Annotated in this window: 26 protein-coding genes; 24 read left to right on the top strand and 2 right to left on the bottom strand. The window is 39.5% G+C overall.

Annotation, left to right across the window (positions count from 1 at the left end):
- Positions 1–128 precede the first annotated feature (128 nt).
- From DWW77_RS03030 to DWW77_RS02975, 12 genes are all read left to right on the top strand, one after another.
- Positions 129–1,454, top strand: a complete 1,326-nt coding sequence (locus DWW77_RS03030; protein ID WP_118608041.1) for a Na+/H+ antiporter NhaC family protein — start codon at positions 129–131, stop codon at positions 1,452–1,454.
- Positions 1,451–2,152: a DNA alkylation repair protein gene (locus tag DWW77_RS03025; protein ID WP_118608040.1), complete on the top strand. Its 702-nt coding sequence runs from the start codon at positions 1,451–1,453 to the stop codon at positions 2,150–2,152. Before DWW77_RS03030 ends, DWW77_RS03025 begins: the two co-directional genes overlap by 4 nt.
- Before the next feature lie 22 nt (positions 2,153–2,174).
- The gene (locus tag DWW77_RS03020; protein WP_021978063.1) at positions 2,175–3,623 is read left to right on the top strand and encodes a P-loop NTPase family protein; all 1,449 of its coding nucleotides are present in this window, start codon (positions 2,175–2,177) and stop codon (positions 3,621–3,623) included.
- A gap of 40 nt (positions 3,624–3,663) precedes the next feature.
- On the top strand, positions 3,664–4,590 hold the full coding sequence (locus DWW77_RS03015) for an AEC family transporter (protein ID WP_118608069.1): 927 nt from the start codon (positions 3,664–3,666) through the stop codon (positions 4,588–4,590).
- Positions 4,591–4,613: 23 nt separating this feature from the next.
- Positions 4,614–5,075 (top strand): NUDIX hydrolase, encoded by a 462-nt coding sequence (locus tag DWW77_RS03010; protein ID WP_021978061.1) that lies wholly within the window; start codon positions 4,614–4,616, stop codon positions 5,073–5,075.
- Positions 5,076–5,141: 66 nt separating this feature from the next.
- The gene (locus tag DWW77_RS03005) at positions 5,142–5,654 is read left to right on the top strand and encodes a nitroreductase family protein (protein ID WP_021978060.1); all 513 of its coding nucleotides are present in this window, start codon (positions 5,142–5,144) and stop codon (positions 5,652–5,654) included.
- A gap of 283 nt (positions 5,655–5,937) precedes the next feature.
- Positions 5,938–7,455 (top strand): alanine/glycine:cation symporter family protein, encoded by a 1,518-nt coding sequence (locus tag DWW77_RS03000; protein ID WP_021978059.1) that lies wholly within the window; start codon positions 5,938–5,940, stop codon positions 7,453–7,455.
- A 183-nt stretch (positions 7,456–7,638) separates the two neighbouring features.
- Positions 7,639–8,241, top strand: coding sequence for a TetR/AcrR family transcriptional regulator (locus DWW77_RS02995; RefSeq protein WP_118063880.1), 603 nt, complete (start codon positions 7,639–7,641; stop codon positions 8,239–8,241).
- A gap of 109 nt (positions 8,242–8,350) precedes the next feature.
- Positions 8,351–8,992, top strand: a complete 642-nt coding sequence (locus DWW77_RS02990) for a GNAT family N-acetyltransferase (RefSeq protein ID WP_118608039.1) — start codon at positions 8,351–8,353, stop codon at positions 8,990–8,992.
- A 146-nt stretch (positions 8,993–9,138) separates the two neighbouring features.
- Entirely contained in the window at positions 9,139–9,567 is a 429-nt protein-coding gene (locus DWW77_RS02985; protein ID WP_118608038.1) for a DUF998 domain-containing protein, read from the top strand.
- Positions 9,568–9,742: 175 nt separating this feature from the next.
- On the top strand, positions 9,743–10,000 hold the full coding sequence (locus DWW77_RS02980; RefSeq protein ID WP_118608037.1) for a hypothetical protein: 258 nt from the start codon (positions 9,743–9,745) through the stop codon (positions 9,998–10,000).
- A 28-nt stretch (positions 10,001–10,028) separates the two neighbouring features.
- Complete coding sequence (locus DWW77_RS02975; RefSeq protein ID WP_147419578.1) at positions 10,029–10,928, top strand: DNA methyltransferase family protein; 900 nt, start codon at positions 10,029–10,031, stop codon at positions 10,926–10,928.
- 101 nt (positions 10,929–11,029) lie between these two features.
- Here the strand turns inward: DWW77_RS02975 and DWW77_RS02970 are convergent, their stop codons facing one another.
- Entirely contained in the window at positions 11,030–11,917 is an 888-nt protein-coding gene (locus tag DWW77_RS02970; protein WP_118608035.1) for a hypothetical protein, read from the bottom strand.
- 308 nt (positions 11,918–12,225) lie between these two features.
- Between DWW77_RS02970 and DWW77_RS02965 the strand changes: the two genes are divergently transcribed.
- On the top strand, positions 12,226–13,503 hold the full coding sequence (locus tag DWW77_RS02965; protein WP_118608034.1) for a sigma-70 family RNA polymerase sigma factor: 1,278 nt from the start codon (positions 12,226–12,228) through the stop codon (positions 13,501–13,503).
- Between the two features lie 72 nt (positions 13,504–13,575).
- On the opposite strand, the gene DWW77_RS02960 is transcribed toward DWW77_RS02965, so the two are convergent.
- Complete coding sequence (locus tag DWW77_RS02960) at positions 13,576–13,890, bottom strand: helix-turn-helix domain-containing protein (RefSeq protein ID WP_118608033.1); 315 nt, start codon at positions 13,888–13,890, stop codon at positions 13,576–13,578.
- Positions 13,891–14,107: 217 nt separating this feature from the next.
- On the opposite strand from DWW77_RS02960, the gene DWW77_RS02955 reads away from it, so the two are divergent.
- From DWW77_RS02955 to DWW77_RS02905, 11 genes are all read left to right on the top strand, one after another.
- Complete coding sequence (locus DWW77_RS02955) at positions 14,108–14,983, top strand: SH3 domain-containing protein (protein WP_118608032.1); 876 nt, start codon at positions 14,108–14,110, stop codon at positions 14,981–14,983.
- Positions 14,984–15,082: 99 nt separating this feature from the next.
- The gene (locus DWW77_RS02950) at positions 15,083–15,445 is read left to right on the top strand and encodes a hypothetical protein (RefSeq protein ID WP_118608031.1); all 363 of its coding nucleotides are present in this window, start codon (positions 15,083–15,085) and stop codon (positions 15,443–15,445) included.
- 14 nt (positions 15,446–15,459) lie between these two features.
- Positions 15,460–16,224 (top strand): trigger factor, encoded by a 765-nt coding sequence (locus DWW77_RS02945; RefSeq protein WP_118608030.1) that lies wholly within the window; start codon positions 15,460–15,462, stop codon positions 16,222–16,224.
- Between the two features lie 87 nt (positions 16,225–16,311).
- Positions 16,312–17,079 carry a single-stranded DNA-binding protein gene (locus tag DWW77_RS02940; protein WP_118608029.1) on the top strand — a complete coding sequence of 256 codons (768 nt, stop codon included), beginning with the start codon at positions 16,312–16,314 and terminating at the stop codon, positions 17,077–17,079.
- Positions 17,080–17,479: 400 nt separating this feature from the next.
- A complete protein-coding gene (locus DWW77_RS02935) occupies positions 17,480–18,049 on the top strand; it encodes a hypothetical protein (protein ID WP_118608028.1) in 570 nt (189 codons plus the stop codon).
- Between the two features lie 3 nt (positions 18,050–18,052).
- Positions 18,053–18,745 (top strand): GH-E family nuclease, encoded by a 693-nt coding sequence (locus tag DWW77_RS02930; RefSeq protein WP_118608027.1) that lies wholly within the window; start codon positions 18,053–18,055, stop codon positions 18,743–18,745.
- On the top strand, positions 18,742–20,109 hold the full coding sequence (locus tag DWW77_RS02925) for a type IV secretory system conjugative DNA transfer family protein (protein WP_118608026.1): 1,368 nt from the start codon (positions 18,742–18,744) through the stop codon (positions 20,107–20,109). Before DWW77_RS02930 ends, DWW77_RS02925 begins: the two co-directional genes overlap by 4 nt.
- 3 nt (positions 20,110–20,112) lie before the next feature.
- On the top strand, positions 20,113–21,360 hold the full coding sequence (locus tag DWW77_RS02920) for a hypothetical protein (protein WP_118608025.1): 1,248 nt from the start codon (positions 20,113–20,115) through the stop codon (positions 21,358–21,360).
- A gap of 15 nt (positions 21,361–21,375) precedes the next feature.
- Entirely contained in the window at positions 21,376–22,218 is an 843-nt protein-coding gene (locus tag DWW77_RS02915) for a zinc ribbon domain-containing protein (protein ID WP_118608024.1), read from the top strand.
- Between the two features lie 5 nt (positions 22,219–22,223).
- Positions 22,224–23,057 carry a PIN domain-containing protein gene (locus tag DWW77_RS02910; RefSeq protein WP_118608023.1) on the top strand — a complete coding sequence of 278 codons (834 nt, stop codon included), beginning with the start codon at positions 22,224–22,226 and terminating at the stop codon, positions 23,055–23,057.
- A 16-nt stretch (positions 23,058–23,073) separates the two neighbouring features.
- Entirely contained in the window at positions 23,074–25,074 is a 2,001-nt protein-coding gene (locus DWW77_RS02905; RefSeq protein ID WP_182431184.1) for a protein kinase domain-containing protein, read from the top strand.
- The last annotated feature ends 13 nt before the right edge of the window (positions 25,075–25,087 follow it).

Below are 25,087 nucleotides of genomic sequence, written 5' to 3'. Positions count from 1 at the left end.
ATCGTGACGGAAATATGAAGAAGTTTCCGTCAGCAGCAGGACAGGAATGGGGAAATATGATATGATAGAAAACAGATCACCCGGAGAAAAAAAACGGGAATATAATAAGTGATGAAGGGAATTGTTTTATGGAGGAAATGAAGAAAAAAGGAAATGTGATCGCACTGCTGCCTATCGGTGTTTTTCTGGTCCTGTATCTGGGACTGGGGATTTTGTTTGAGTATGTGATGAAGATCCCTATGGGATTTTATAATGTACCGATCGTTGTGGCTTTTCTGTCTGCGATCCTGGTGGCATGTGTTCAGAACAGAACGATCAGCTTTGACAGAAAGCTGGAGCTTATGGCAAAAGGAGTAGGAGATAAAAATATCATCACCATGCTTCTGATCTTTCTGACCGCAGGCTCTTTTGTGGGCGTTGTGGGGCGCAGCAGTGCAGAAAGTGTGGCCTACTGTATGCTTTCTCTGATACCGGCACGTTTTTCTGTTGCGGTATTGTTTGTAGTTGCCTGCTTCGTATCTGTGGCTATGGGAACTTCCGTTGGGACGATCACGCTTCTTACCCCTATTGCGGTAGCGGTTTCCAAAGCTTCCGGTTTTGATATGGCATTTTGCGTGGCATCGGTGATGGGAGGAGCCATGTTTGGAGACAACCTTTCTTTTATTTCTGATACCACGATCGCAGCCTGCAACGGTCAGGGCTGTCAGATGAAAGATAAATTCCGGGAAAACTTCTGGATCGCATTTCCGGCAGCTGTTGTTACACTGCTCCTGATCCTTATTCTGTCTTTTCAGACAGAGATCCAGGGAAGAGTGGTACAGGATTATCATCTTGTGCAGATCCTTCCGTATGTTCTGGTGCTGATCGGCGGGATTATCGGTATCAATGTATTTGTGGTACTTCTGATCGGAATTGTCTCCGGAGCATTTATTATGCTTCTTGGAGGACATATCACGCCGGTGGAGCTTCTGACCAATATCGGATCCGGTGTTTCCGGAATGTTCGAGACCTGCATGGTGGCTATCCTTGTAGCAGCCATGTGTGCGCTGATCCGTGAGCATGGAGGCTTTGAAGCACTGCTCTCCGGAATACAGAGAGTTTTTAAAGGGAAAAAGGGCGGACTTCTCGGTATGGGACTTCTGGTTGGAGCCATGGATATCGCAACAGCCAATAATACGGTAGCCATTGTTATGGCCAACCCCATTGCAAAGGAAATGGCGCTGGAATATAAGATCACTTCCAGAAAGACAGCTTCTATCCTGGATACATTTTCCTGTATTTTCCAGGGGGTGATCCCGTATGGAGCCCAGATGCTGGTTGCCATTTCTGCGGCAAAGGAACTGGGATTTGAGCTTTCTGCTTTTCAGATCATGCCGAAACTGTTTTATCCCATGCTTCTGCTTGTAAGTTCTCTGATCGCGATCTTTGGTGTAAAAGGCGGGGATGATAAATGAATCAGGAAGAGATGATCCGGGATGTTCGGAAAAGACTGTTCGAAATGCAGGATACAGGATATCGGGATTTTCATGCAAGGCTGATTCCGACTGTGGAGAAAGAAAAGATCATCGGTATCCGGACACCGATACTCCGGAAATTTGCAAAAGAGGTTGGAAAAACAGAAGAATCTGAATTGTTCCTGAAGGTTTTACCTCATCAGTATTATGAGGAAAATAATCTCCATGGACTGCTGATCGAACAGATCAGAGACTATGATAAATGTCTGGAAGAACTGGAGCGTTTTCTCCCGTTTATTGATAACTGGGCAACCTGTGATCTGCTGGCGCTCCATATGATGAAAAAACACCGGGATATATTTATCCGGGAAGTTTTTCGCTGGATAGAATCGGATCAGCCGTATACCATCCGGTTTGGGATCAGTATGCTGATGCGCCATTATCTGGATGAAGAATTTAAAACAGAATATCCTGAAAAAGTAGCAGCGATCCGGTCGGAAGAATATTATGTAAATATGATGCGTGCCTGGTATTTTGCCACAGCTCTGGCAAAACAGTATGAGAACGTTCTTCCTTTCCTGGAAAAGCGTCAGATGGATGTCTGGACTCATAACAAGACGATACAGAAGGCCATTGAAAGTTACCGGATTACATCGGAGCAGAAGGAATATTTAAGGACACTGCGGATAAAGAAATGAACGGTAAAGTAAGGGGCAAAATATGAAAGCAATATCGATCTATGCACTTACAAGAAATCAGAATATGGAATGTATCCAGAAATTGGAGCGTCAGCTTTCTGGCAGAGATTTTTTCCTCCGGATTAAAGAGTGGGAACTGGAAAGTATGAAAGCGTTGGTGAAACAGCTGGAACTACATATGGAAGAAGTATATAAACTCCGTTTTTTTTATTCGTTTCAGATTCCGAAGCTTGGAAAGGAGTTTGACCTTCTTCAGATCAAAGATGACCAGATTGTGAATATTGAACTGAAAAGCGGCAGCGTATCGGACGAGGCCATCCGGAGACAGCTGATCCAGAACCGGTATTATCTGTCCGTTTTCGGGAAACCGATCCTGTCGTATACTTATATCAGCAGTGAAGACCGTCTGGTGAGACTGACCAATCACGATCATATTGTGGAGGGAGACTGGAAACAGCTTTGTAATGCATTGGAGAAAGAAACCCCGGACTATGAGGGAGATATTGAAAAGCTGTTTCAGGCAGAACTGTATCTGATCTCTCCACTGACAGAACCGGAACGTTTTCTCAAAAAAGAGTATTTCCTTACCTCTCAGCAGAGAGATATTGAACGACAGATCCTGAAGCGGATTCGTGGAGAAAGAGAAGGATATTTCTGGTTCAGCGGACTTCCCGGAACAGGAAAAACATTGCTGCTTTATGATATTGCGATGAAACTTTCCGTACGACAGAGGGTTTGTATCATTCACTGCGGAGAGGCTGGAAAAGAATGGAAGCTCCTTCATGAACGTCTGCGGCGGACAGACTTTCTGGCGGATAATCAGTTGAGAAAGACGACAGATCTTGGCTGTTACAGCAGTATTCTGGTGGATGAAGCACATCTTCTGTCCCTGGAAAAATTATCTGTTCTGCTTGCATGGAATGAGCACAGGCCAGTGATCTTTTCCAGTGACTCCGAAGATGTGATTTCACCGGAAGAGCTGGACCGGAGCATTGTGGAAAGACTGGAGAATCTGCCGGGGCTCCAGAAATTTCATCTGACAAACCGGATCCGTACCAATGCGGAGCTTTCCACTTTTATCCAGAACATGATGCACCTGCCGGAAAAAAGAAGTCCCAGATGGTATCCGAATATTGCAGTGGTGTATGCTGGTAATGGCCGAGAATCGGAAAATCTTATGAATGATTTTGTGAGACAGGGATATCAGCGGCGGACGACAGAGGGATCCGGACAGCTTGATGCCCAGGCAGTGAGAGACGAGGAGAAGATTGTTGTATTACTGGACGAACAATATTATTACGATGAAAAAGGATATCTCAGATTCATGTGTTCTTCGGAAAAAGATTTCAGTGTGCGGAGACTTTTTCATCTTCTGAACCAGGCGAAAGAGAGTCTGGCTCTTGTGGTAAAGGAAAATATGGAAGTATATGAAGTGCTGCTGGAAATTTTGCAGATGCACAGAAACAGATAGAAATAAAAAATTAAGGACAACGGAGAGGATGACAGAGAAAATGGATGTTTTAGAGATTGTTTTACCGGTACTGGTTATGATCATTCTTGGAATGCTGTGTAGAAAGTGGAAACTTTTAGATCAGAATGGTGTCAATAACATAAAAACACTGGTAACAAACATTATGCTTCCAGTGGCAATTTTTCATGCGCTTGCGACTGCAAAATACAGTGGAAAGATTGGAACATTGGTGCTGATCATGTTCATAATGCTTCTGATTTCATTTGGCGTGGGATTCCTGCTGAAGAGATTTATGGAAGAACCCTATAAAAAATATCTTCCTTTTCTGGTCTGTATCTATGAAGGCGGAATGATGGCATATCCTTTATATACAAGCCTTTGTGGCAGCGAAAATCTTTCACAGATTGCGGTGCTGGATATTGCAGGATTGCTTTTTGGCTTTAGTGTGTATATGGGAATGCTGGGACAAACGGAAAACGGAGAAAAGATCAATGCAAAAAGTTTATTTTACAGTGCATTAAAAACTCCTGCTTTTATAGGGACGGTTCTTGGAATCATCGCCGGATTGACGGGGCTGATCAACCGGTTGATGGATAGTTCTTTTGGTCCTGGCTATCTCAGTGCAGAAAGCATTCTGACAACTGCAATTACGCCTATTATCCTTATTGTTGTTGGGTACAGTATGGAACTGGTACCGGAACTTATAGGACCCTGTATCAAAACTATTTTTCTGAGGATTATTTTGCAGGCAGCGATGATAATGGGAGTTCTTATAGCTGTGAAATATCTGGTCGGAAGTTCCAGACTTTTGAATCTGGCAATTATTATATATATGTCGTCTCCAGCAACATTCAGTATGCAGACATTTCTGAAAAAGAAAGAAAGCAGTGCATATGCTTCTACAACAAATTCATTGTATTGTATTGTTTCGATTCTGGTTTATATTGTGTTGGCAGTGGTAGGGTGATTAAACGGAAAGAAGGTATTTAAATGACGACAACCACTTTATGTTATATAGAAAATGATGACAAATATCTGATGCTTCATAGAATTAAAAAACAGAATGACATGAATGGTGGAAAATGGATCGGTGTTGGCGGACATGTAGAAAGTCAGGAAACTCCGGAGGAATGTCTTATGCGCGAGGTGAAGGAGGAAACCGGATTAACACTTACATCTTATAAATTTCGTGGGCTGGTGACATTTGTTAATAATGAATATGAATCTGAGCTTATGTGTGTTTTCACAGCGGACAGATATACAGGAGAACTGATTGAATGTAATGAAGGACAACTTTGCTGGGTTGACAAAACCAAAGTGCCTGAACTGCCTGCATGGGAGGGGGATAAAGTATTTCTTGATCTGCTTCTTTCTGGAGAAGAACGCTTTTTTTCCGTAAAATTACAGTATGAAGGGGACAGACTTGTAGAAAAGAAGATTTATTTGTATTAGATGATAGTTTGCGCATCTGCGTTTTTATGGTAAAATAATAAAAAATTATAGGAAGGATGGTTTGGAATGGATTTTTCAGAAGTAATAAAAAACAGATATTCCTGCAAAAAATTCAGTGACGTGGAAGTGAAAAAAGAAAAGCTGGATAAGATCCTGGAGGCCGGACGTGTCGCTCCAACAGCAAAAAATCTTCAGGAACAGCATATTTATGTAGTACAGTCTGAAAAGGGACTGGAAGCAATTGATAAAGCAACACCATGCCGTTATCAGGCACCTGTTGTTTTGGTGGTAGCATATAATAAGAATAATGTTTTCACATATCCTGGAGGAAAAAGAGATTCCGGGATTGAAGATGCCAGTATTGTAGCAACTCACATGATGCTGGCAGCTTACAATGAGGGGATTGACAGCTGTTGGATCAATTTTTTCAATCCGGATGAACTGGCAAAGGCTCTTGGACTTCCGGAGGAAGAAGAAATTTTGATGTTGCTGGATCTTGGAATTGCGGCAGACGGAACAGGCGCACTTCCAAACCATAACAGCAGAAAAGAATTAACAGAAACAATAAGCTATATGTAGTTAAATATGAAGGGGAAGCTGAAGACAGTCAGCTTCCCCTTTTTAACCAAATAAACTGCGGAGCAGTTATTTGGTTATGAGCAAGTAGCGAAGCGGATTGCGAATATCCGCTTGACCCAAATCAAGTAAGTCCCCTGCTTCAATTGCGAATATCCGCTTGACGTATTCCTGTGTCTTTCTGATAAAAACAAAGGTTTTTATATGGAAAACACTTGTGAAAAATGTCAGATTATAGTAAATTAAAGAATAGAGTTTTAAATATATAAGGACGAGAGGAAAGAGTATGGAAGTATTTGTAACAGTAATGAACGCGATCAATGACATCATCTGGCATCCGGTGATGTGTGTGTTCCTGATGTGCGCGGCGGTCTGGTTTACCGTTCGTTTACGTGGTATTCAGGTCCGCAGATTCAAAGACATGGTAAAATGTCTGACAGAAAAGGGAGATAATAAGAAAGATACCGGTCTTTCAGCGTTTCAGGCATTTGCGACAACCGTAGGAGGACGTGTCGGTACCGGTAATATTGCAGGAACTGCAACCGCTATATTTATGGGTGGACCGGGAGCTCTGTTCTGGATGTGGATAACAGCAATCCTGGGAGCTTCCACCGGTATTGTGGAATGTATTCTTGGTCAGGCGTATAAGACCAGAAATTTAGGAGAGTTAACAGGCGGCCCGGCATTTTATATGTCAAACGGGTTCAAAAATAAGAAGGTTGGAAGAATCCTGGCAGTATTATTCTGTATTGCGGTTTTCATTGGACCTGGTTTTCTGCTTCCTGCAATGCAGACACAGACTGCAGCAACTGCGATCAAAGGAGCATTTGGAATTCCGTTTATCGTAGTTGGAATTGGTATGGTCCTTATTGTTGGAGTAGTAACAATGGGCGGTATTAAACGTATCGGTCAGGTTGCAGAAGTCCTTGCACCGATCATGTGCGGAATTTATTTCTTGATCACCATTGCAATTTTTGTTATGAATTATAAAGAAATTCCGGGGATGTTTGGTTCTATTTTTGCCAGTGCATTTGGAAAGGATGCAATATTTGGAGGAATTGTAGGATCTGCTGTGGCATGGGGAATCAAGAGAGGCTTCTTCTCAAATGATGCAGGAAACGGAATGAGCCCGCTGATCTCAGCGACAACCGATACTTCCCACCCGGTAAAACAGGGGCTTGTACAGGGACTTTCTGTATATATTGATACACTTCTGGTGTGCAGCTGTACCGGATTTTGTATTTTACTTGCAGGTACATATAATGTAGCGGCTGACGGAACAGGAGCAGTACTTCTTGTAGAACAGGTACCGGGAATCCAGTATGGTATTTCTTTCATGCAGGAAGCACTCAGGGTATCAATTGGAAAAACAGGGGCCATGTTTCTGGCAGTAATGCTGTTTATCTTTATTTTTACTACAATGTTATCCTACTCCTATCAGCTGGAGTCTACCTGCAAATATCTGTGGGGAGAAAACAAAGTAGTAGTTACCATCGTACGTATTTTGTTCCTGATCTTCTGTCTGTTCGGAATCCTTATTGACGGAGATACGATCTGGTCAATGGGTGATATCGGAGTTGGCTGTATGCTCTGGGTAAATACATTCAGTATCCTTCTTCTGACGCCGCAGGTTATTAAAATTGTCAGAGATTATGAAAAACAGAAAAATGCAGGGCTTGATCCGTTATTTGATCCGGAGACAGTTGGTATCAAAGATGAGGCAAACGTGTGGGGGCCATACGTGGAAAAGAAAAAAGCCAGAGGGGATTATAAGAACCCGGATCTGGGATATATAAAAAAATAAAACAGGCGGCGGAATAACGAATGCTTGAGCTGAAACAGAAAAAGAAAAGAGAAAAGCACAAGGGACGTTAAAATCCCTTGTGCTTTTGCTCAAATAATCATTTATGACTTGACAAATAAACGACCGTTTACCAAAATAGGACTGTAAACGATCGTTTATTTGTAGTAAGGGAGATGATTATGTATGGGAAGTACAAAGGAAGAGATTATGACTGTGGCCCTTCACTTGTTTGCGAAAAATGGATATGAAGCTGTATCTGTGAGTCAGATTGCAGGGGTTCTTGGAATGACTAAAGGAGCGTTATACAGACATTATGAAAATAAGAGAGACATATTTTTGCACATTGTGAAACGAATGGAACAGCAGGACAGTGAACAAGCCAGGCAGAATGAAGTACCAGAAGAAAGTATTGAGAAAATGCCGGAAGAATATCAGAACGTATCAGTAGAAGATTTTGTAGGATACAGCAAATCAATGTTTGAGTATTGGACAGAGGATGATTTTGCATCATCATTTCGGAAAATGCTTACGCTTGAACAATTTAGAAATGAAGAAATGCAGAAGTTGTATCAGCAATATCTGGTATCTGGACCGGCAGAATACGTGAAGGATCTGTTCAAAAATATGAAAATAGAAAATCCAGAGGAGACTGCAGTTAAATTTTATGCAAATATGTTTTTCTATTATAGTGTGTATGATGGAGCATCAGATAAGGTGAAAGTAAAATGTCAGTTTGAGCATATGCTGACCGAAATCACAGAAGAAATTAGAAATAGCAATAATTAAAAAACATAAGAGCCAGACGCTTAGACGCAGAGCCATTAATTTTGATAAATGCAAAGTAATCAAAATTAGTGGCTTTTTATCTAGAATAATTTGAAAGGATATAAAAGAAATGGAAAAAAGTAATATTACGATTCGTTTAGAGAAAAAGGAAGAACATCAGAAAGTAGAAAATCTGGTAAGAGAAAGTTTTTGGAATGTGTATCGTCCAGGATGCCTTGAGCATTATGTATTGCATCAGCTCCGAAATGATCCGGCATTTGTTCCAGAACTGGATTTTGTGATGCTTCTTAATGAAAATGATGAAGATGGTAAGTTGATCGGTCAGAATATGTTTATGAGAACAAGTATTAAAGCGGATGATGGAAGAAATATTCCAATTATGACTATGGGACCGATTTGTATTACTCCAGAACTGAAAAGACAAGGATATGGAAAAGTCTTACTGGATTATTCATTAGACAAGGCTGCGAAATTTGGTTGTGGTGCAGTCTGCTTTGAGGGAAATATTGATTTTTATGGGAAAAGTGGATTCAGACCGGCAAGAGAATTTAACATTCGTTATCATGGACTGGAAGAAGGGCAGGATGCGACTTTCTTTTTATGCAGAGAGCTGATTCCTGGCTATCTGGATGGTATTACGGGAGAGTATGCGACACCAGCGGGATATTTTGTAGACGAAAAGGAAACCGAAGAATTTGATAAGTTGTTTCTTTATAAAGAGAAGAAAAAACTACCGGGGCAGTTATTTTAGTGAAGTGGATTGTGAATATCCACTTCACATGTAAAGGGCAGGAGATTTTACTGGTAAACCATCATCGGATAATGATATTCAATTAATGGTTTATTCGGGACGGAATTAAAGTAAAACATGTACTTGAATTATGCAGATCAATGTGACTGAGTGCATCCAATGCACCATCACTCAGGTTATGGAATCAACTGAGCAGTCTGTATAATGTATGTACTTTGGTATGTGCCATGATGGTGTGTCTCGGAATTCAGAAAAAAGGAACCCGGCTTTTAAGAAGTGGAGTTTATTTATTTACGATCATGGAGTGGGTGTCTGCAGTTGGTTTTGGAATGTTTCCGTTAAGTGACAGCGGATATGCTGGAACATTTCAGGATCAGATGCACATTTTGTCAACGGTAATCGTTGTATTGTTATCTATCATATCACTAATCTTAATCATTATTTCCGGGATAAAAAACAGAAGCTGTTGTTCCTATGGGGTATTTGCAGGAATAGCACTTGGAATGATGATGGTTGGTGCATTAGGTATCCTCAATACGATGTCGATTGTTTTGAGATTGAGGAATTCGTTCTGAAATAATGGATGTACTATGCTGATATATAGAATTTCTAGGAAGAAAAGATTATGCAGAAATTATATGAAAAATACAATGGATATCTGATTGAAGATATCCGACTTTTGATGGTTGGATATGGGATATGCTGAGATCTGGTGTATATAAAAAGATGTCATAAATTGGAGGAAAAATCATGGGACAGTTTTTATTTGATAGAATTTGTTATGCGAAGGGTATTGTAAAACCTAAAAATAAGAGGATAGAGCTTCACGCATTTTGTGATTGTGATAGATGCAATGGCAGAAAAAAATCTTTATATCATGGGCTCAGAAATGGACTAACTGTGACTATTAAAGACGAAGGCAAGATAATAGAAGCAGAAGAATTTATTCGTAACTGGAAATGTGATAAAAGCGAATATAGTTTAAAACCTGAGTATGTATCTTTTTAACTATAATACACCTGTAAAAGGAGCCTTTATGAAAAGAGAAGAAATCGAAAACATTTTAAAACAAAATGATTCCAGCGTCCTGTCTTTCAAAGACAGGGGACCTTGGGGCGACAATAAGTATCGCGGAAACTGCAGTGGTTATGTCCAGGCATACCTGATCTGGAAATACCAGGTGCAGCGTATGGCTGAGCTGTTTGCCGGTTCCGGTACCGGTTATGATGTCTGCCAGGACATGAAAATCGGGTATTTTGGAGCTGACCTGAATCCAAATCCGGTAAGGCCGAATATCTGCTGCCTGGACGCTTTTGTGGACGAAGTGCCAGAAGCATTTTCATTCGCAGATTTTGTGTTTATGCATCCGCCATATGGAACAGAGCTTAGGATCCCATATGCAGGAAGCATGTATCCGGATCCATCTGGGGAACTGTCCAGGCACGATCTTGGACAAATGCCTTGGCCGGAGTTCATAAAGACATTAAACAGCGTTGTCATGAAGTATTTTGCTTCCATGGAGGCCGGATCCAGAATGGGAATCCTGATGGGAGATGTCAGAAGGAATGGACATTTATATTCCATGCTGACAGATATTGTGAAACCAGGTGAACTGGAGCAGATTATCATTAAGCGGCAGTATAACTGTGTGTCCAACGGACGGAACTATACAAGAAAGAATTTTGTACCACTGGTACACGAATACATTCTGGTTCTGAAAAAGGCAGCCCCGTACATTCTGGATTTCCAGTATCCATTCCGGAAAGAACTGGATATCAGGGATAGTGTTTCAGCTACTTGGCGAGATGTTGTGTTTGCTGCGCTAACTGCAGTCGGCGGAGAAGCAAGACTTTCAGATATTTATTCTGAAATAGATGGACATAAGAAAGCTCAATCAAATTCACACTGGAAAGAAAAAGTGCGGCAGGTATTGTAAATGTATAATACTTTCTATTCCCGTGAAAGAGGAGTATGGGCGATTGCAGCCTGAAGATGGTATGTAAAATTCAAGGACAGCCATAGCAGCTGTCCTTTTTTCTATTCAGATTTATTTATATCAGAATCTTCAAAATCAATATTTTCCTGATTTTCAGATGAGTCCATTGATGCAGGTACAGTAGGAATCACAGAATTCTGCGTATTACCAATCTTCGTAACCATTTCTAAGTCAATTTCCGGAAGGAAAGATTCCAGCTGCTTTTTCTCCATTTCCATCAATTCCTGGATATCACTGTATTTCAGCCGGTTTATGCTCTGAAGCGTATATTCTATTAGCTTGTTCGGTGCAATTTCCTGCTCGCAGGCATAGGATGAAAGCAGCTGGTTTAGGATTTTCTCTTTAGCAAGATCTGATGCGCGGTCTGCTGGAGAACGGAATTTGAATTCTTCCGGATGAACAGAAATCGCATCATAATTGAGAAGAGAAGCGATGATAGGAATATCTGTCTGGTATTTTCCTTCGATGCTGTCCCAGAACTCTTTCTTTACACCTTTCTTTACTTTCAGGTCATCCTCATTGATATCAAATGGTATCAATTCCGGGATTTTCTTCAAATATTTGGAATAGATATCATTTGGACAGAGAGTTTTTAAATAGACTGCCGGTATTCCTTCATATTTTCCTACCAGCACCTGAACACCTATGGAAATATTAAATTCCGTGCACTGCATACGTTTATCTGAATAAATCATTCTCCGGCGGACTTCGCCTGCTGCCACATCAAGGATTGATGCTTCTGCCGGTCTCTGGAACTGGTTTGTTGCAATTTCGTCAACGATCCTTTCCACTTGCCAGCGCACCAAATCCGCATATGCGGCAGAGGCGCGCTTTTCTACGATATTCCTCATTTCATACAGAATCGTTTCTATGTCTGCAAGGGCAGTCACTTTCTTTACCAGGAAACCTTTTAAGAGTGTCTGTGCCATAAAATTCTCCTTTTTTCTTTTTAATATGTCGTATTTTAGGAGAAATATCGAAAAATCAAACATAATAGAAATGAAGTAGTTTGGAATACGGATTATTCACTGGAAAAAGTTGCATAAACCTACACGAAACCAGCTTGATTTCTGGTTTACTTTTTTGTGCTAAACACCGAAATTTGAAATTAAATCAAATTATATATTGCCTTTAATTACTATATATGGTAATTTAATTACTATAATAAATAGAAAATTTTGGTTTTGCACACGGAATCATCACAATTTTATGGTATGGAATCAGGGGGAAAGAAAGCATGAAAAAAGAAGATCTGGTTATGGACATAATGTTTTTTAGAACAGCTGACATTGATTTGAAAAATTATGCGTCCACGAATATTTCAGGAGTATATCCAGAAACAGTAACATCTGTTTTAAAAGAAGCTTCCAAAGAATTTTCCGAAACAATCAAGACAGAAGAAGAGCAGTTTGAAAAAGATCTTGCTGGGATTTCAAAACCTAAAGAAAAAGAAGCTTTAAAAAATGCTTTTTCGGAAAAAAAAGAAATTTTGATAAAAGAATTCTGCGGAAAATTAATGGAAAAATTATCTACTGTTGTTATCCTAGATGTTAATATGGATCTTACAGAAGCATTCCGCGAAGCAGCGAACAGACCTGTAAAGCCGTTTCCAATGGATATCGTTATGAAGATGTATCATAGCGGCAACGACTTACTGGAAAAAAAATCCAAGGATATTGTAATTGATAACTATGGCATGTATGTATATGATATCATTCACAGACATTATACCTCTTATGCACAGAAATACGGAGAAGAGTTATATCAGTGTGGATGCATTGGGCTTTTGACGGCTATGGTGAACTATGATACTCGATGCAAATTTAATACATATTGTACGAAATTTGTCCTGCACGAAATTTCCGCCCAGATCAATTTCCATAATAACAGCACTACCGTACATTTTAATAATATACAGAAAAAAATCAATCAGGCGATTGCAGATATCAAAAGTGAAGGGTTGGAACCATCTATTGAAAAAATTGCTATTATGACAGAACTCAAACGAGAGACAATCGAGAGAGAATGGAATTATCTTGAACGTACCAGATTTCAGTATCTGGATGCAGATGAAGGAAAGGACCGTGCTTGTGAATATGAAGCTACGCCGGAGGCATTATTTGCCCAGAAAGAACGGGATGACAGTCTTCACCAGGCAATCATGGATCTTCCTGAAGATTACCGCCGGATTGTGCTTATGAAGTGCTCTAACTGTACAAACGAATATATTGCAAGTGAGATGAAAACGACAGTTGGAAAAATCAAAACCAAATATCAAAAGGGACTTCAGCTGATGAAGAGAAATCCACGTCTTTATGAGACCTATTCTGATTATTATTCAGAAGCAACTATTCATATGGCACACTATTCAGTTAATGCTATTATGCCAACCAAAGCTATTGAAGAGCAGATGGATGATCTTATGGAATGTATTGGAACATTAAATTCTTCTGATAAGGGAATCTACTATGTTGATGCTTCGGATCCGATGGGACAGATGACATTCTGTGTATAAAAGTCTTTACTTTTATAAAAGCAGCCTTTCAGGGCTGCTTTTGTATTCATAGAAAGAGGTTATTTCGGGGCGTTAATGGCGGAACTGTGCATCTTTGCTAAGCAGTCTGACGTATTCTTTAACTCGTGCCATTCCTTTTTCGTTCAGAATCTGCTCCGGATTTTCTTTTTCAGCCACGTGAAAAGCAGCATTGATATTATCTATATCCAGAGCTTCGCATAATGCAAAAAATTGCTGCACATTTGGGATGGAGTAATTCCGTTCCCATTTTCCAAGCATGTTTTCTGTAGTTTTAATACCAAATTGTTCCATTTTTTTTATCAATTCTATCCGTGATAATCCTTTTTCTTTTCGAAGCCGGATAAGTGTATCCCCGAAATTTTTCATAATATTTACCCTCGTAAACAGATTTTCTTTTCTGATTCCAATTTTATCTTACTTATTAATATGTGTCAAATAATATTAATAAGTGATATCGGGTAATTTTCTTCATAAAACAAAACCAAAAGTTTTCTTATAAAAATCTGCCATCACCAAGGAAATATGACATATTAATTTTGAAAAATAAAAACATTAGTCACGAAACATTTAGGAGGAAGGCAAAATGAAAAACAAAAACGTAAAAATTTTTGCTGTATTAATGGCAGCAGCATCTCTCACAACAACACCTGTTCTGGCAGCGGATTCCAATGATTATATTCTGCTTTTACCAAAAACAGAAGGCATTACGTATGAGATGGATCAGGAACATGTAGCGGATCAGTATTCCAGCGATCAGTATACCGTACTTCTTTATAAGGAAGGAGAATCTGTCGATGTGACAGTAAAAGGAGCCGATGGCTTTGTGATCCAGGATGCTATGGGGGTAGATGACACAGATTTTGCAGCTGAAGAAATGGATGGAAAGGTTTCTTTTACAATGCCAGCTGAAGACCTCAGTCTGAACATCACAGATATTTCAGAGGATACAACAGAAGAAGTGGTTCCGGCCACGGAAACGGAAGCAAGCTCAGAAGTTGAGACAGAAAACCAGACAGAAGCTGCCGAAGATACGAGTGAGGCACCTTCTACAGAAAACATCATGATTGTAGCAGCAAAAGCAAGCTTGAAAGATTCCTCCGACTTTCTTACACAGAGACAGCGGGTGCGTGTACTGGATGAAAAAGATGGATGGAGTCAGATTCAGTATGTGAAAGATGGGAGTTTGCAGGAGGGTTCTGTAAAAACATCAGATCTCACCAGCACGGCTTCTTTATATGTAACAACAGCAAACGTGAATGTCCGTGCAGAAGCTTCTGATACTTCAGAAAAACTTGGAAAGGTAGAAAGCGGTAAGGAAGTTATCGTTTCTGATAACAGTCAGGAGAAATGGGCTAAAGTAATGTTCGTATCTGGAGATACCATCCGGGAAGCATATATGTTTAAACAGTATCTCAAAGCAGTAGAAAACCCTTCTGTAGATGAGCTTCTTACAAAATAGTTGTATTTTACTTGGCACTTCCAATGTGGGAGTGCCTTTTTCTGTTTTCTGCTGTTTTTACATAAAAATAACATATTAAAAAGAAAAGGAGAGTTTAAAATGCGAAGAAAAACGGTTCTTTTTCTGTGCCTGTTAACCTCTATGGCAGGTATTTTATCTGGATGTGGAGGGAACAAAACAGGCGAAACAAATGTAACACTGGAAACTTTGGCTGAAGACTCATCTGGTTCCCCAACCATTACTTCCGATGCTGGAACCATACAGTTTAAGGGCACAACATCCAAAGATGAAGTGTATGATTTTGGATACAAAGCATCTGATTATATCTCCCTGGGAGATTACAGCAACATTAAAGTTGAACAGACTCAGTTTGAGGAAGTGACAAATGATGAAATACAGTCCAGAATCTCGGATCTGATGAAAAAAAGGAAATCTGGATTGATAAAACAGAAGGCAGTATAAAACAATATGATCTTGTGAATCTGGATATTACCTGCACCGTCGATGGGAAAGAGTATGCCCCGGGTAGCAAAAAGGATATAAATCTGAATGTTGGGGCAGGAAATTATTTTTCAGAATTTGAAGAAAAACTGATTGGCAAACAACTCGGGGATACCATTACATTTGAACTCACTCTTCCAGATAATGATACGTTTACACAACAGACTGGAAAAAAGGGGGTTTTTACTGTATACCTGAAAGCTGTTCGGACACAGCCGCAGCTTACTGATGAAATTGCAGTAAAGCTGTCTGATCAAAAGTATCAGTCTGTTAAAGAATACCAGCAGTATATAAAAGAAATGCTGGAGGCAGAAAAAGAAGAGCGGCACAACTATAATGTCTTTATGGAAGTCATGACGCAAATTGCTGATTCTATAGACATAAAAGGAATTCCAGAAGAAGAGTCAGAGAATGACCTGACCTATGAAAAGATCCAGCAAGAAGCAGATGAAAAGGGGATTGCACCTGCAGAACTTGCTCAGGAATATGAAGCAGCTGGTAAAACAATATCCATGGATAGCACGGAAGAACATTCTATGGACCTTTTGATTCTTTATATTGCAGATCAAAATGGCATTACTGTTACCGGCAGCGATATTGCAGAGTACAAATCCAGTCTTCTGGAAAGAGGTACTTATTCGGAAGAAGAACTTGATAAAACACTGAGTGAACGAAAGCTGGCACATCTGGCATTAAATAGGAAGGTTTTGGCATTTGTCGCAGAACGTGCTGAAAATTAATTTTCTTATAAAAATGGGCTGGATATAATACAAAATGACATATTAGAAATAAAAGCAAGCTTTTCAGGGAAAGAAAAGGAGACATTTATGAACGTAGTTATTTTACAGGGACGTCTTACCGATGATCCAAAAGTCTGGTATGGAAACGAGGGTAATTCAGTGTCTGTTGCCAGATATACTTTGGCAGTAGACCGGTATCACAAAAAAGAAGGAGAAGATACTGCGGATTTCATTCATTGTGTAACATTTATAAAGGGAGCTGCATTTGCCGCAAAATATCTGAAGAAAGGTATGAAGATTACTATTCGTGGAAGCATCCAGACTGGGAATTATACTAATAGGGATGGGGTAAAAGTAGGTACTACTGAGGTTGTAGTAAGTGAACATGCATTTTGTGAAAGCAAACAGTCCAGTGCAGCTGCTTATAACAATAACCAAGCTGGATATCAGAATCAGGGACAAAGTTATCAAGGACAGAGTTATCAAAATCCGACACCAAATAATCAGGGCAATAATTATGGTCAAAACTATGCGGCTGCTGGAAGTGGTCAGAATACTACAAATGCAGCATTGCCATCACCAAACACTTCAGCTGCCCAAACCTCTTCTCAGAGTTCATACCGTGCACCGGCATCATCAGCCTCTGCTTACGGACAAGGCTCTTATCATACGCCATCGCCATCAGCTCCTGTTTATGGTGGACCGGCAGGTGCAGGATATGGTAGTCCAACTGGTGGGTACCAGATTCCGCGCGGAAACAATAATGCCAAAACAAGCTATACACAGGATCCTAATTTTGCAGATGGCTTTATGAATATTCCAGATGGTATCGATGAAGAGCTGCCATTTCATTAGAAAATATCCGCCGTTGTCATGCGAGGCATTTTATAGGATACATAATACTTTTTATAAGACATCGAAAGATGTCTTTTTTTGTCGAATTTTTGGATATATTTACTAATTATTTGCATTATTTAGTAATATCATATAGCAATATGTATCAATAAGTGGTATGATATGTTACATAATTTCGATTTAATGTGTAAAATAGTACGAATTTTCTTTCAATGGGATAAAGTAAAAGAAGGTGATAAAAAGGAACAAATGTTTCGTGTCAATGAACTACGAAACCCCATTTGCAAACAGCTAATTCTGGTGGGATAATAAGTATGTAAATTGAAAAACTCTTGTGAAAACACAAGTTTTATACATGCCGTTTTTCTTTACCAGTGTTTGATTATGAGGAGGTATCTAAATGGTTGATCTTCAAACAAAACTTGCCGAGAAGATGTATCAGAAATATAGAATTATTCTAGATCAGGAAGACTGTTTTGACTTGGCAGAAGATATCCTTTCTGCATGTGCTGATAATGCAGATTACACTGTTCCGTTAAAAGAATGGATGAACGGAAAAACTTTTTTTCATGACTACAAAGTACATGATTTTCCTTTAGTAGATTTGGCTTATCGCCTGGATCCAAAGAATCCAAATATTCCGGTTTCAATTTTAATTTTATCTTTGGAAAAACAGGAAGGAAGTAGTTACAGGGGGCTGCCAGCTATTGCAGAACAGTGGTGCGTTTGTGACCCTGCACTTTTAAAAGGCCAGCCTTGCAGATATGCAATAAAGGAGGCGGGAGACTGGTATTTTCTTTTATCAGAACAAAAAGAAGTCCAGTTTAAGCAATGCCAAATGTGGCAGATACTTCTTTTAAATCCACATTTAATCCTGCAGATTGCATATGATCATCCAGACAATACTGCCCTTATTCTTCAGGATGATGGCAGTTACCTGATTGTTTATGATGCAGACAGAAAGGAGTAAGATATGTCTTATTTACACAGAGTTACTCCTAATAAAGCAACATCGCAAAATATTGAAGCCATTTATAACGAAAAAGGGCAGATGCTGGATGCAAATACAAAAGAGGTACTGGTGCAGGGGCAGATTGACAAAGGTCATAAGCATGGATATGAAGAACAGGCTATGCGGGTATGTGCAGAACGCTGTCATATGACTCAGAAAGAATATAATAAAATGATGCAGAATCCCAAACTGTATCAGTTTGAGTCTTCCCATAATAACCGATCACATAAATTTGAAAGCAAGGACCGCATGGAGCAATTACATAAATGTTTCGAAGTGATCCGTGATTATAAAGGCAAAAACAGAAATAAAGCTCATGATAAATATGGTAAATCGGATTTTACTTTTAGTAATAAATCCAAAACTACAAACTTCGGTCATTCACAGAATACAGTTGTTTCTGATAAAAGCCAAAATAGTCACAGCAGTTATGTTACAGTTAGTTCCAAGTCCGCTATACATGGAACCTCTACTACAGGAAGCCCTGGTAGTTCATTGTCTGGAGGATTAACCGGAGGACATAGCGGTATTGGAAGTTCTGGCAGTATCGGCGGACATTCTGGTAGTTCCGGGCACGGAGGAGGTCATGGTAATGGATCTTCTGGCGGAGGACACGGTGGTCACGGAGGAACGGGAGGAGGTCATGGACGATGATTTGCGATAATCTCCGGATTATAAAAGGAAATGTAGCAGAGTATAATACGTTTCCAGTTTTTTCTCCTTCCAATGAAAAAAAATATTTTCTTTCTGGAAGGTATAGAGATCAACGAGAACAGATTATCATCGCAGACAAGTTGCTTACTATGGGACTTTTGTTTCTTGGAGATGCCGGTCAGGGAAAAACAAACACCATGTTGAGTCTTACCGGACAGATTCTTGAAAACCTGGAAGAAAATGATCTGGCAGTTATTTTTGATTTAAAGGGTGATTACCAGGAGGCGTTTTATGAAGATGGTGATTTGATTCTAAATGCTTTAGATGATAAATATGCATGGAACATTTTTGAAGAGCTTCTTCCATTTCTGGATAATGAATACCTCTTCGATATGCGAATCAAAGAATTATGCAAATATTTATATAAAGGACGGGAATCTGAGCAACAGCCATTTTTTGTCAATGCTGCAAGAGAAATAACCGAATATGTTATAAGGTATTTCCTTTATGAGTATAAAGAGACAGGAGATGACAGCAGGCTGAATAACCTCTGTCTGAAAAATTTTTTTAAAGGAATTAATTGCGAAGAAGATTTATATGATTCTTACCGGAAAGTTCTTCTTTCCTATGAAAGTTTTAAAGGAGGGCTGTCCTACCTGCCACCCAAAGAAATGGAAGATAAATCTGCCTATGGCGTTATCAGTGAGATAACCAGTATGGCGAATGATGTATTTGCAGGTGCATATGGAACAGCAAAAAATGAAAAGAATGCTTATATTTCTGCATCAGAAATTGCAAGAAACTTAAAAACAAATGTTGTATTTTTATCATATGATCCATCACTTCCGGAATCACAGTCTTACGTTTTCCGGTTCTTTGTAGACAACATTATTGCAAGCAGATGTTCTTATTATAAAGAAAAGGGTCCTGCCAAGGTGGGAAAAACGTATCTGTTTCTGGATGAGTTTAGCCAGATGTTTAAGCTGGATTACGTGTTACTGGCCCTGAATCAGCTCAGAAGTATGAATTTCTGTATTGTAGCTGGTCTGCAGCACGTTGAACAAATGAATGTCCGTTATACAGAAGCAGAAGCGTCTGTCATGTTAAGTGCATTCCAGTCAATAATAGCCTTTAAGTGCACCGGAAACAGTATTGTCCAGATACAGAAACAGACCGGAGAAGCCCGCGTTTCCGACAGGTACACAATTGCTGGTGGTTCAATGGCATATTCCCCACCGTACGATCGAAAGTGTATTGAAGAAAAGGAAGTGCTCAATCTTAAGATTGGTGAAGCTTTCGTGAAACTTGCAGGATATATGCCATTTAAGTTCAGATTTGCCCGTAATGTCGTGGAGAAAGGATAGTCCATGGGTTTTATTGGAAATATAATCCTTGCGGGTCTGGCAGGCCGGCATAACCGCAGGGCGAACCATGTATCACGCCGGCTTTTGGGATTTGTACCGGAAAATGAAAACTTAATTGTATGTGGCGGAAATACTGGAGAAAGAGGAGAATTAGCTACAAGTATCAAAGAAGATGCCCTTTATGCGGGGGTCTATGACGCAATGAAAAAGGGAATCCCCACTATATGTATCTGTTCTCCAAATTCCATAAGCCAGGAACTCGTAGATGAGCTGAAAGCGCTGGCACAAGGCGATCCAAAGACTGGAAATAATATCGTGTTTTGGGGAGTAAACGTTTCTTATATGCCTTTCGATAAAACCACTTCTTACGAACAGACCTGTGAAATGTTCGCAAGAATTATCGAAAAGTATGCAGGGCAGACTATGAACTGCCAAAATATTACTTCGCTCATGTATGTTCTGTTGTCCATACTGGAAGACGGACTTGGCCGTGAAAATTTTACATATTACAATCTTTCCATTATAGTAGATCATCTTGTCAGGACATCCGGTTCCAGACGTGGCAGTATAGAAGCAAAAAACTTGAAAGAATTCCTAAGCTGGATTGAACAGGAGCTTCATATTGATGCAGAGGGATTTATAGAAAATTCCCTTCTGCTACAGTGGGATAGCGTAGTGACTGAGTTTTACCGTTTCTGGATCCGTTATTCGGCAGAAGTAAACAAACTTTCCTGTAAAAATGGGAAAAAACGTTCCCTGTATTCCTGCCTGAAAAAGCATGAAGTCTGTATTGCAATGATTGCTCCAGAATACGAGCAGTTGTTGATGGAAACATTGCTGAATGAGCTTAAACTCTTCCAGGAAACATCCAGCCTTCAGTACCAGATGATAGGATATAACATATCTGCTACGGGATTTGGCTGCTACCGATTGACAGAAACCGGTAAGTCCGTATTCATAGGGAATACATTCGGAGAATTAAATATCAAAGATTGTAATATCCCTGCCTCTACCGTTGTTTGTTTAGGAGTATCAGGAAGAGATGCTTCTGATATTTTTGATATGATGGTCATGAACAGTTCCTGGATTCAGACACATCTGGGGGTTGGACATGGTGGACATGTAGGATTTACCATTGGACACCAGGTCCCTATTACGGCAGACAGACTTTCACTAATGAATATACGCGATGGAAGTGGTTTTATTCTTTCACCAAATGGATATACACATGTTAACCAGCTTTATATGTAATGCAGAGGAAGAAACATGAAGAAATGCGTAAAATGCGGAACAAAATATGATGATTCTGAAGTAATCTGCCCAAAGTGTAACATGTATTTGATAACAGATGTACTTTCAGATTTATCGGAGGAATCATTTAATAAGAAGGGGTTTGCAGGAAATAAATCATTTTTTGCAGATACCAATAGCAATTTTGAAAAAGCTGCTAGCAGCAGACGTAGAAACCCAATTCATCCTGTTGATGAAAACGTAACAGAAGATGATAGTGCAAGTTTTTTTACCGGTGCCGAATCAACTTTTTCAGGCACAGACACTGCTCCTTCTGAATCTGACAGCAGTAGACGCAGAAGAAACAGGGTTCATCCAGTTGAAGAAGCTTCAAATTCAGAGCCTGTTAAACGAACATCATCCTCCTCATTCCAGCCAAGTGAAGAAAGTGATGATTATGAAGAAGAGAGTGTGCAGCCGGTTTACCGGAGAAGAATCCGCAGAAGAAGGTTTCGACAGATTATGCGGCGGCTCCTGTCATGGCTCCGTATCCTGGTTCCGGTATTAATGATTGTAATAGCTGCATCTTTAATTATCCGTAACTGGGTAACAGTAAAAGAATTTTTAGAAGCCTGTCTTGTGGGAGGAATCATTGGAAGTGTACTGTTAACTTTTTTATCTATAAGATTTGGCACCCATTTCAATGCGGAAATTACTATTACAGGAGCTATAAGCGGTGCGATTATTGGATGTATCATAAGATATAACCTGCTTGGAAGTGCAGCTGATCTTTCTGCACTGCTGGATGCATTGATGCCTTGTATTATCTGTTGCGTAGGACTTTACATAATCGTAAGAGGAACTTTTAACCGGAGGTGAGTAATATGAATTTGATAGAATTTTCCAAGATATCAAACCAGTCAATTGATAACTTGAAAGAACTTTTAATGATACAGTTTAACCGTATCGTATTATCTGAATATGTTGGTTTGGATGAAAAAGTGCTTCATGAATTGATGGATTATTTTGGTATCAATCAGATAGACTCCGTCTCACATACTGATCTTCCGGAGGGAGATTTTGAAAAGCAGGGATTTTCTTCGGAACCAACCGATGAAGAGCAGTGCTTCAGAGAATTATCCGATATTCTTCACCCGGAAATAAAATACACCAGGAAGTTACTGGAATACTGTAGTGAGCATAATTATTTATTTTTTATTGATACCTGCAGTCTTCTGAACCAGTATTTTTACGATTTCTTTAACATGTTCGACAAAACAGTACAATCAAACAGCAGTTTATACATTCCTTATGTCGTTCTGGAAGAATTGAAAAAAATATGCATAGATAAGAAAAAAGATGATGAAGTTGTCGAAAAGGCCAGACGCATATTTGATTTTATTCTCCAGAAATGTCAGCAGAATCGAATAAAAATCATTGGAGATGAGGAAGACAAGAGGACAAATGAACGCGGAGAAAAGGTTGTTCATGCTGACCGTGTTATGTTGGAAAAGCTGATTTATTTCCGAAATGATTCCCAAAGCTGTATGTTAATTACCCAGGACTACGGGCTGACTGTAGATGCGCTTCAGCAAAATGAATCGCATTCTTCTAAGTCGTCTGCCCTGGTTCTGGTTAAAAAAATAGGAAAGGGAGGTGCTTTGCTGGATAATACAGATGACGTAAAAAATCCAAAGTTACCCATAGACCATGCGTAAGAAAGGAAAAATACATATGAGTGAAACAGTCAAAAGCCTTGCCAACATGTATGGCTTGACATTAGACGAAGCATTAGCTGCACTTGAGGCAAATAATATTCTTATATTATCTACTGATTTGCAACTGGATCAGGTGAAAACCCTGAAATATAGCAAGATATTTGCCGATATAAAATCAACTCCAAAACCCAAGCCAACTCCAAGGCCAGCTCCGAAACCAACGCCTACACAGAGAACAGAAGATTCTCAACAGCATTCCACGTCAGACAGAACACAACATACTGGATATCATAAGCAATCAGAAACTACTAAAAGTGTTTCCAGAACTGGAAGCCGTACAAGCAGTCGCACATCTCATCAGGATGCGGATGAGCGTCAGAAACAGCTTCTGAGCAGAGATTATATCATCTTTACCCACATGGCGCTTCGCAAGCCTGTGGCAGCAGACATTATTACAGAAGCACTGGGTGTTAAGATAACCAGAAAAACGAATACAACTCTTGTTGTTTGTGCCGAAACTGTAGAGTTTGTAATGGAGGCAGCTAAAACAGACAGCAGTATTAAAAGAGTTGCGGATGCACTTGAATCCTTAAGAAAATATAACATGTTTACTATTCTTCCAGGAAAAATATCAGAAGAAAATCATGCTATCAGTACCTTTATTAAAGGTAGAAATTTAAGCGACTCTATTATTGTAATCGGAATCAACCGTGGCCTGAGCACTTTCATTTACAGCAGAAATAAAGCGAATGAAAATGACCATCAGTATATTCGAATTTTCGAAAGAGATATTACTGCGAAAGGTCATCTCGCGAACCCAAGAAATCAGATGGTTGCCTTTGCAAATCCAGATGACAAGGCCAAAGCTCCGTTATCTGATTCTCCGAAATATCTGGAAGGAGAAATTCCAGTATCCGGTCAGTACGTATTCATGAAGTCGAAAAATGGATATGAACCAGTACTTCTTGAAAATGAGCTTGGACATGGAGGAGAAGCTAATGTCTATAAAGTTTTCTCTGGAACGAAATGTGCAAAAATTTTTAAGAACGAAAGTAATTCTGAGTTGAAGATGCAGAAAGTTACAATCATGTGTTCTAAATATGGACTGCTTCGTATGATTGATACCCCTATTATGGAGAGAATTGCATGGCCGGAAAAAATGCTTTACAACGAAAAATCTGAACCAATTGGTTATATTATGAAGTTGTTCAAAGATACCACTGCTTTTTCAGAATTTGCATATGATACCTTTGAGGAGATTATTCCAGGTATTGAAAAAAAACATCAGGTTACTATGGCAGTTAATTTTGCAGAACTGATTGACTTCATGCATCACAACAATGTTATTCTTTGCGATATAAACCGTGACAACATCTTATATGATAAGGATCTGGTAGCCTATTTGGTAGATTTAGATTCAGCACAGATTGCAGACGATAAGTGGTATTATCCAAGCAATGTGGGGATTCCAGAATTCCGATCACCTGAACATATCTATGATGATGATTTTTCTTTCCGCAGGAAAAAAGCAGATGATGTATGGATTATGCAGATGCTGATTTTCCATATGCTGACACCAGACGGAGATCCATATGCAGGATCCAGAGATTTTGATGATGAGCGTGACATTATTGCAAAAGGATATTATCCATATCAGGCAGGAAATATTGGAGCAGAATATCAGATAAAAGGAAGTATCTGGCACATGATAGTCAGCCATTTCCCGAAATTCTTAAAAGAGCTGTTTTGGAATTCTTTCCATGGAAATGGAAAATATTTCCATGAAGAAACCAGAAGAAGCTCTCTTGACTGGTTGAGAACTATTGTGCGATATCAAGAAGCTTTACCTGGAATTGTAAAGGTTAATCCAGAAAGTGGAAAATACCTGCCAGAGTCTTACCCAAAGCAGGTACAGTCTAAAGGTAATGTAAAAATTAATGCTGGAGATTCCGATATGGAGTTGGAGGATATTCTGGAGCAATTAAAAAATTTCAATCAAGGATGGAATAATGTTTAAAATAAAAAGGTAC

This window comes from Ruminococcus sp. AF17-12, from assembly GCF_003479245.1.
Lineage (GTDB): Bacteria > Bacillota > Clostridia > Lachnospirales > Lachnospiraceae > Blautia_A > Blautia_A fusiformis.
Note: the sequence above shows the minus strand (reverse complement) of the source record. Positions and strands in the feature narration are given on the sequence as shown.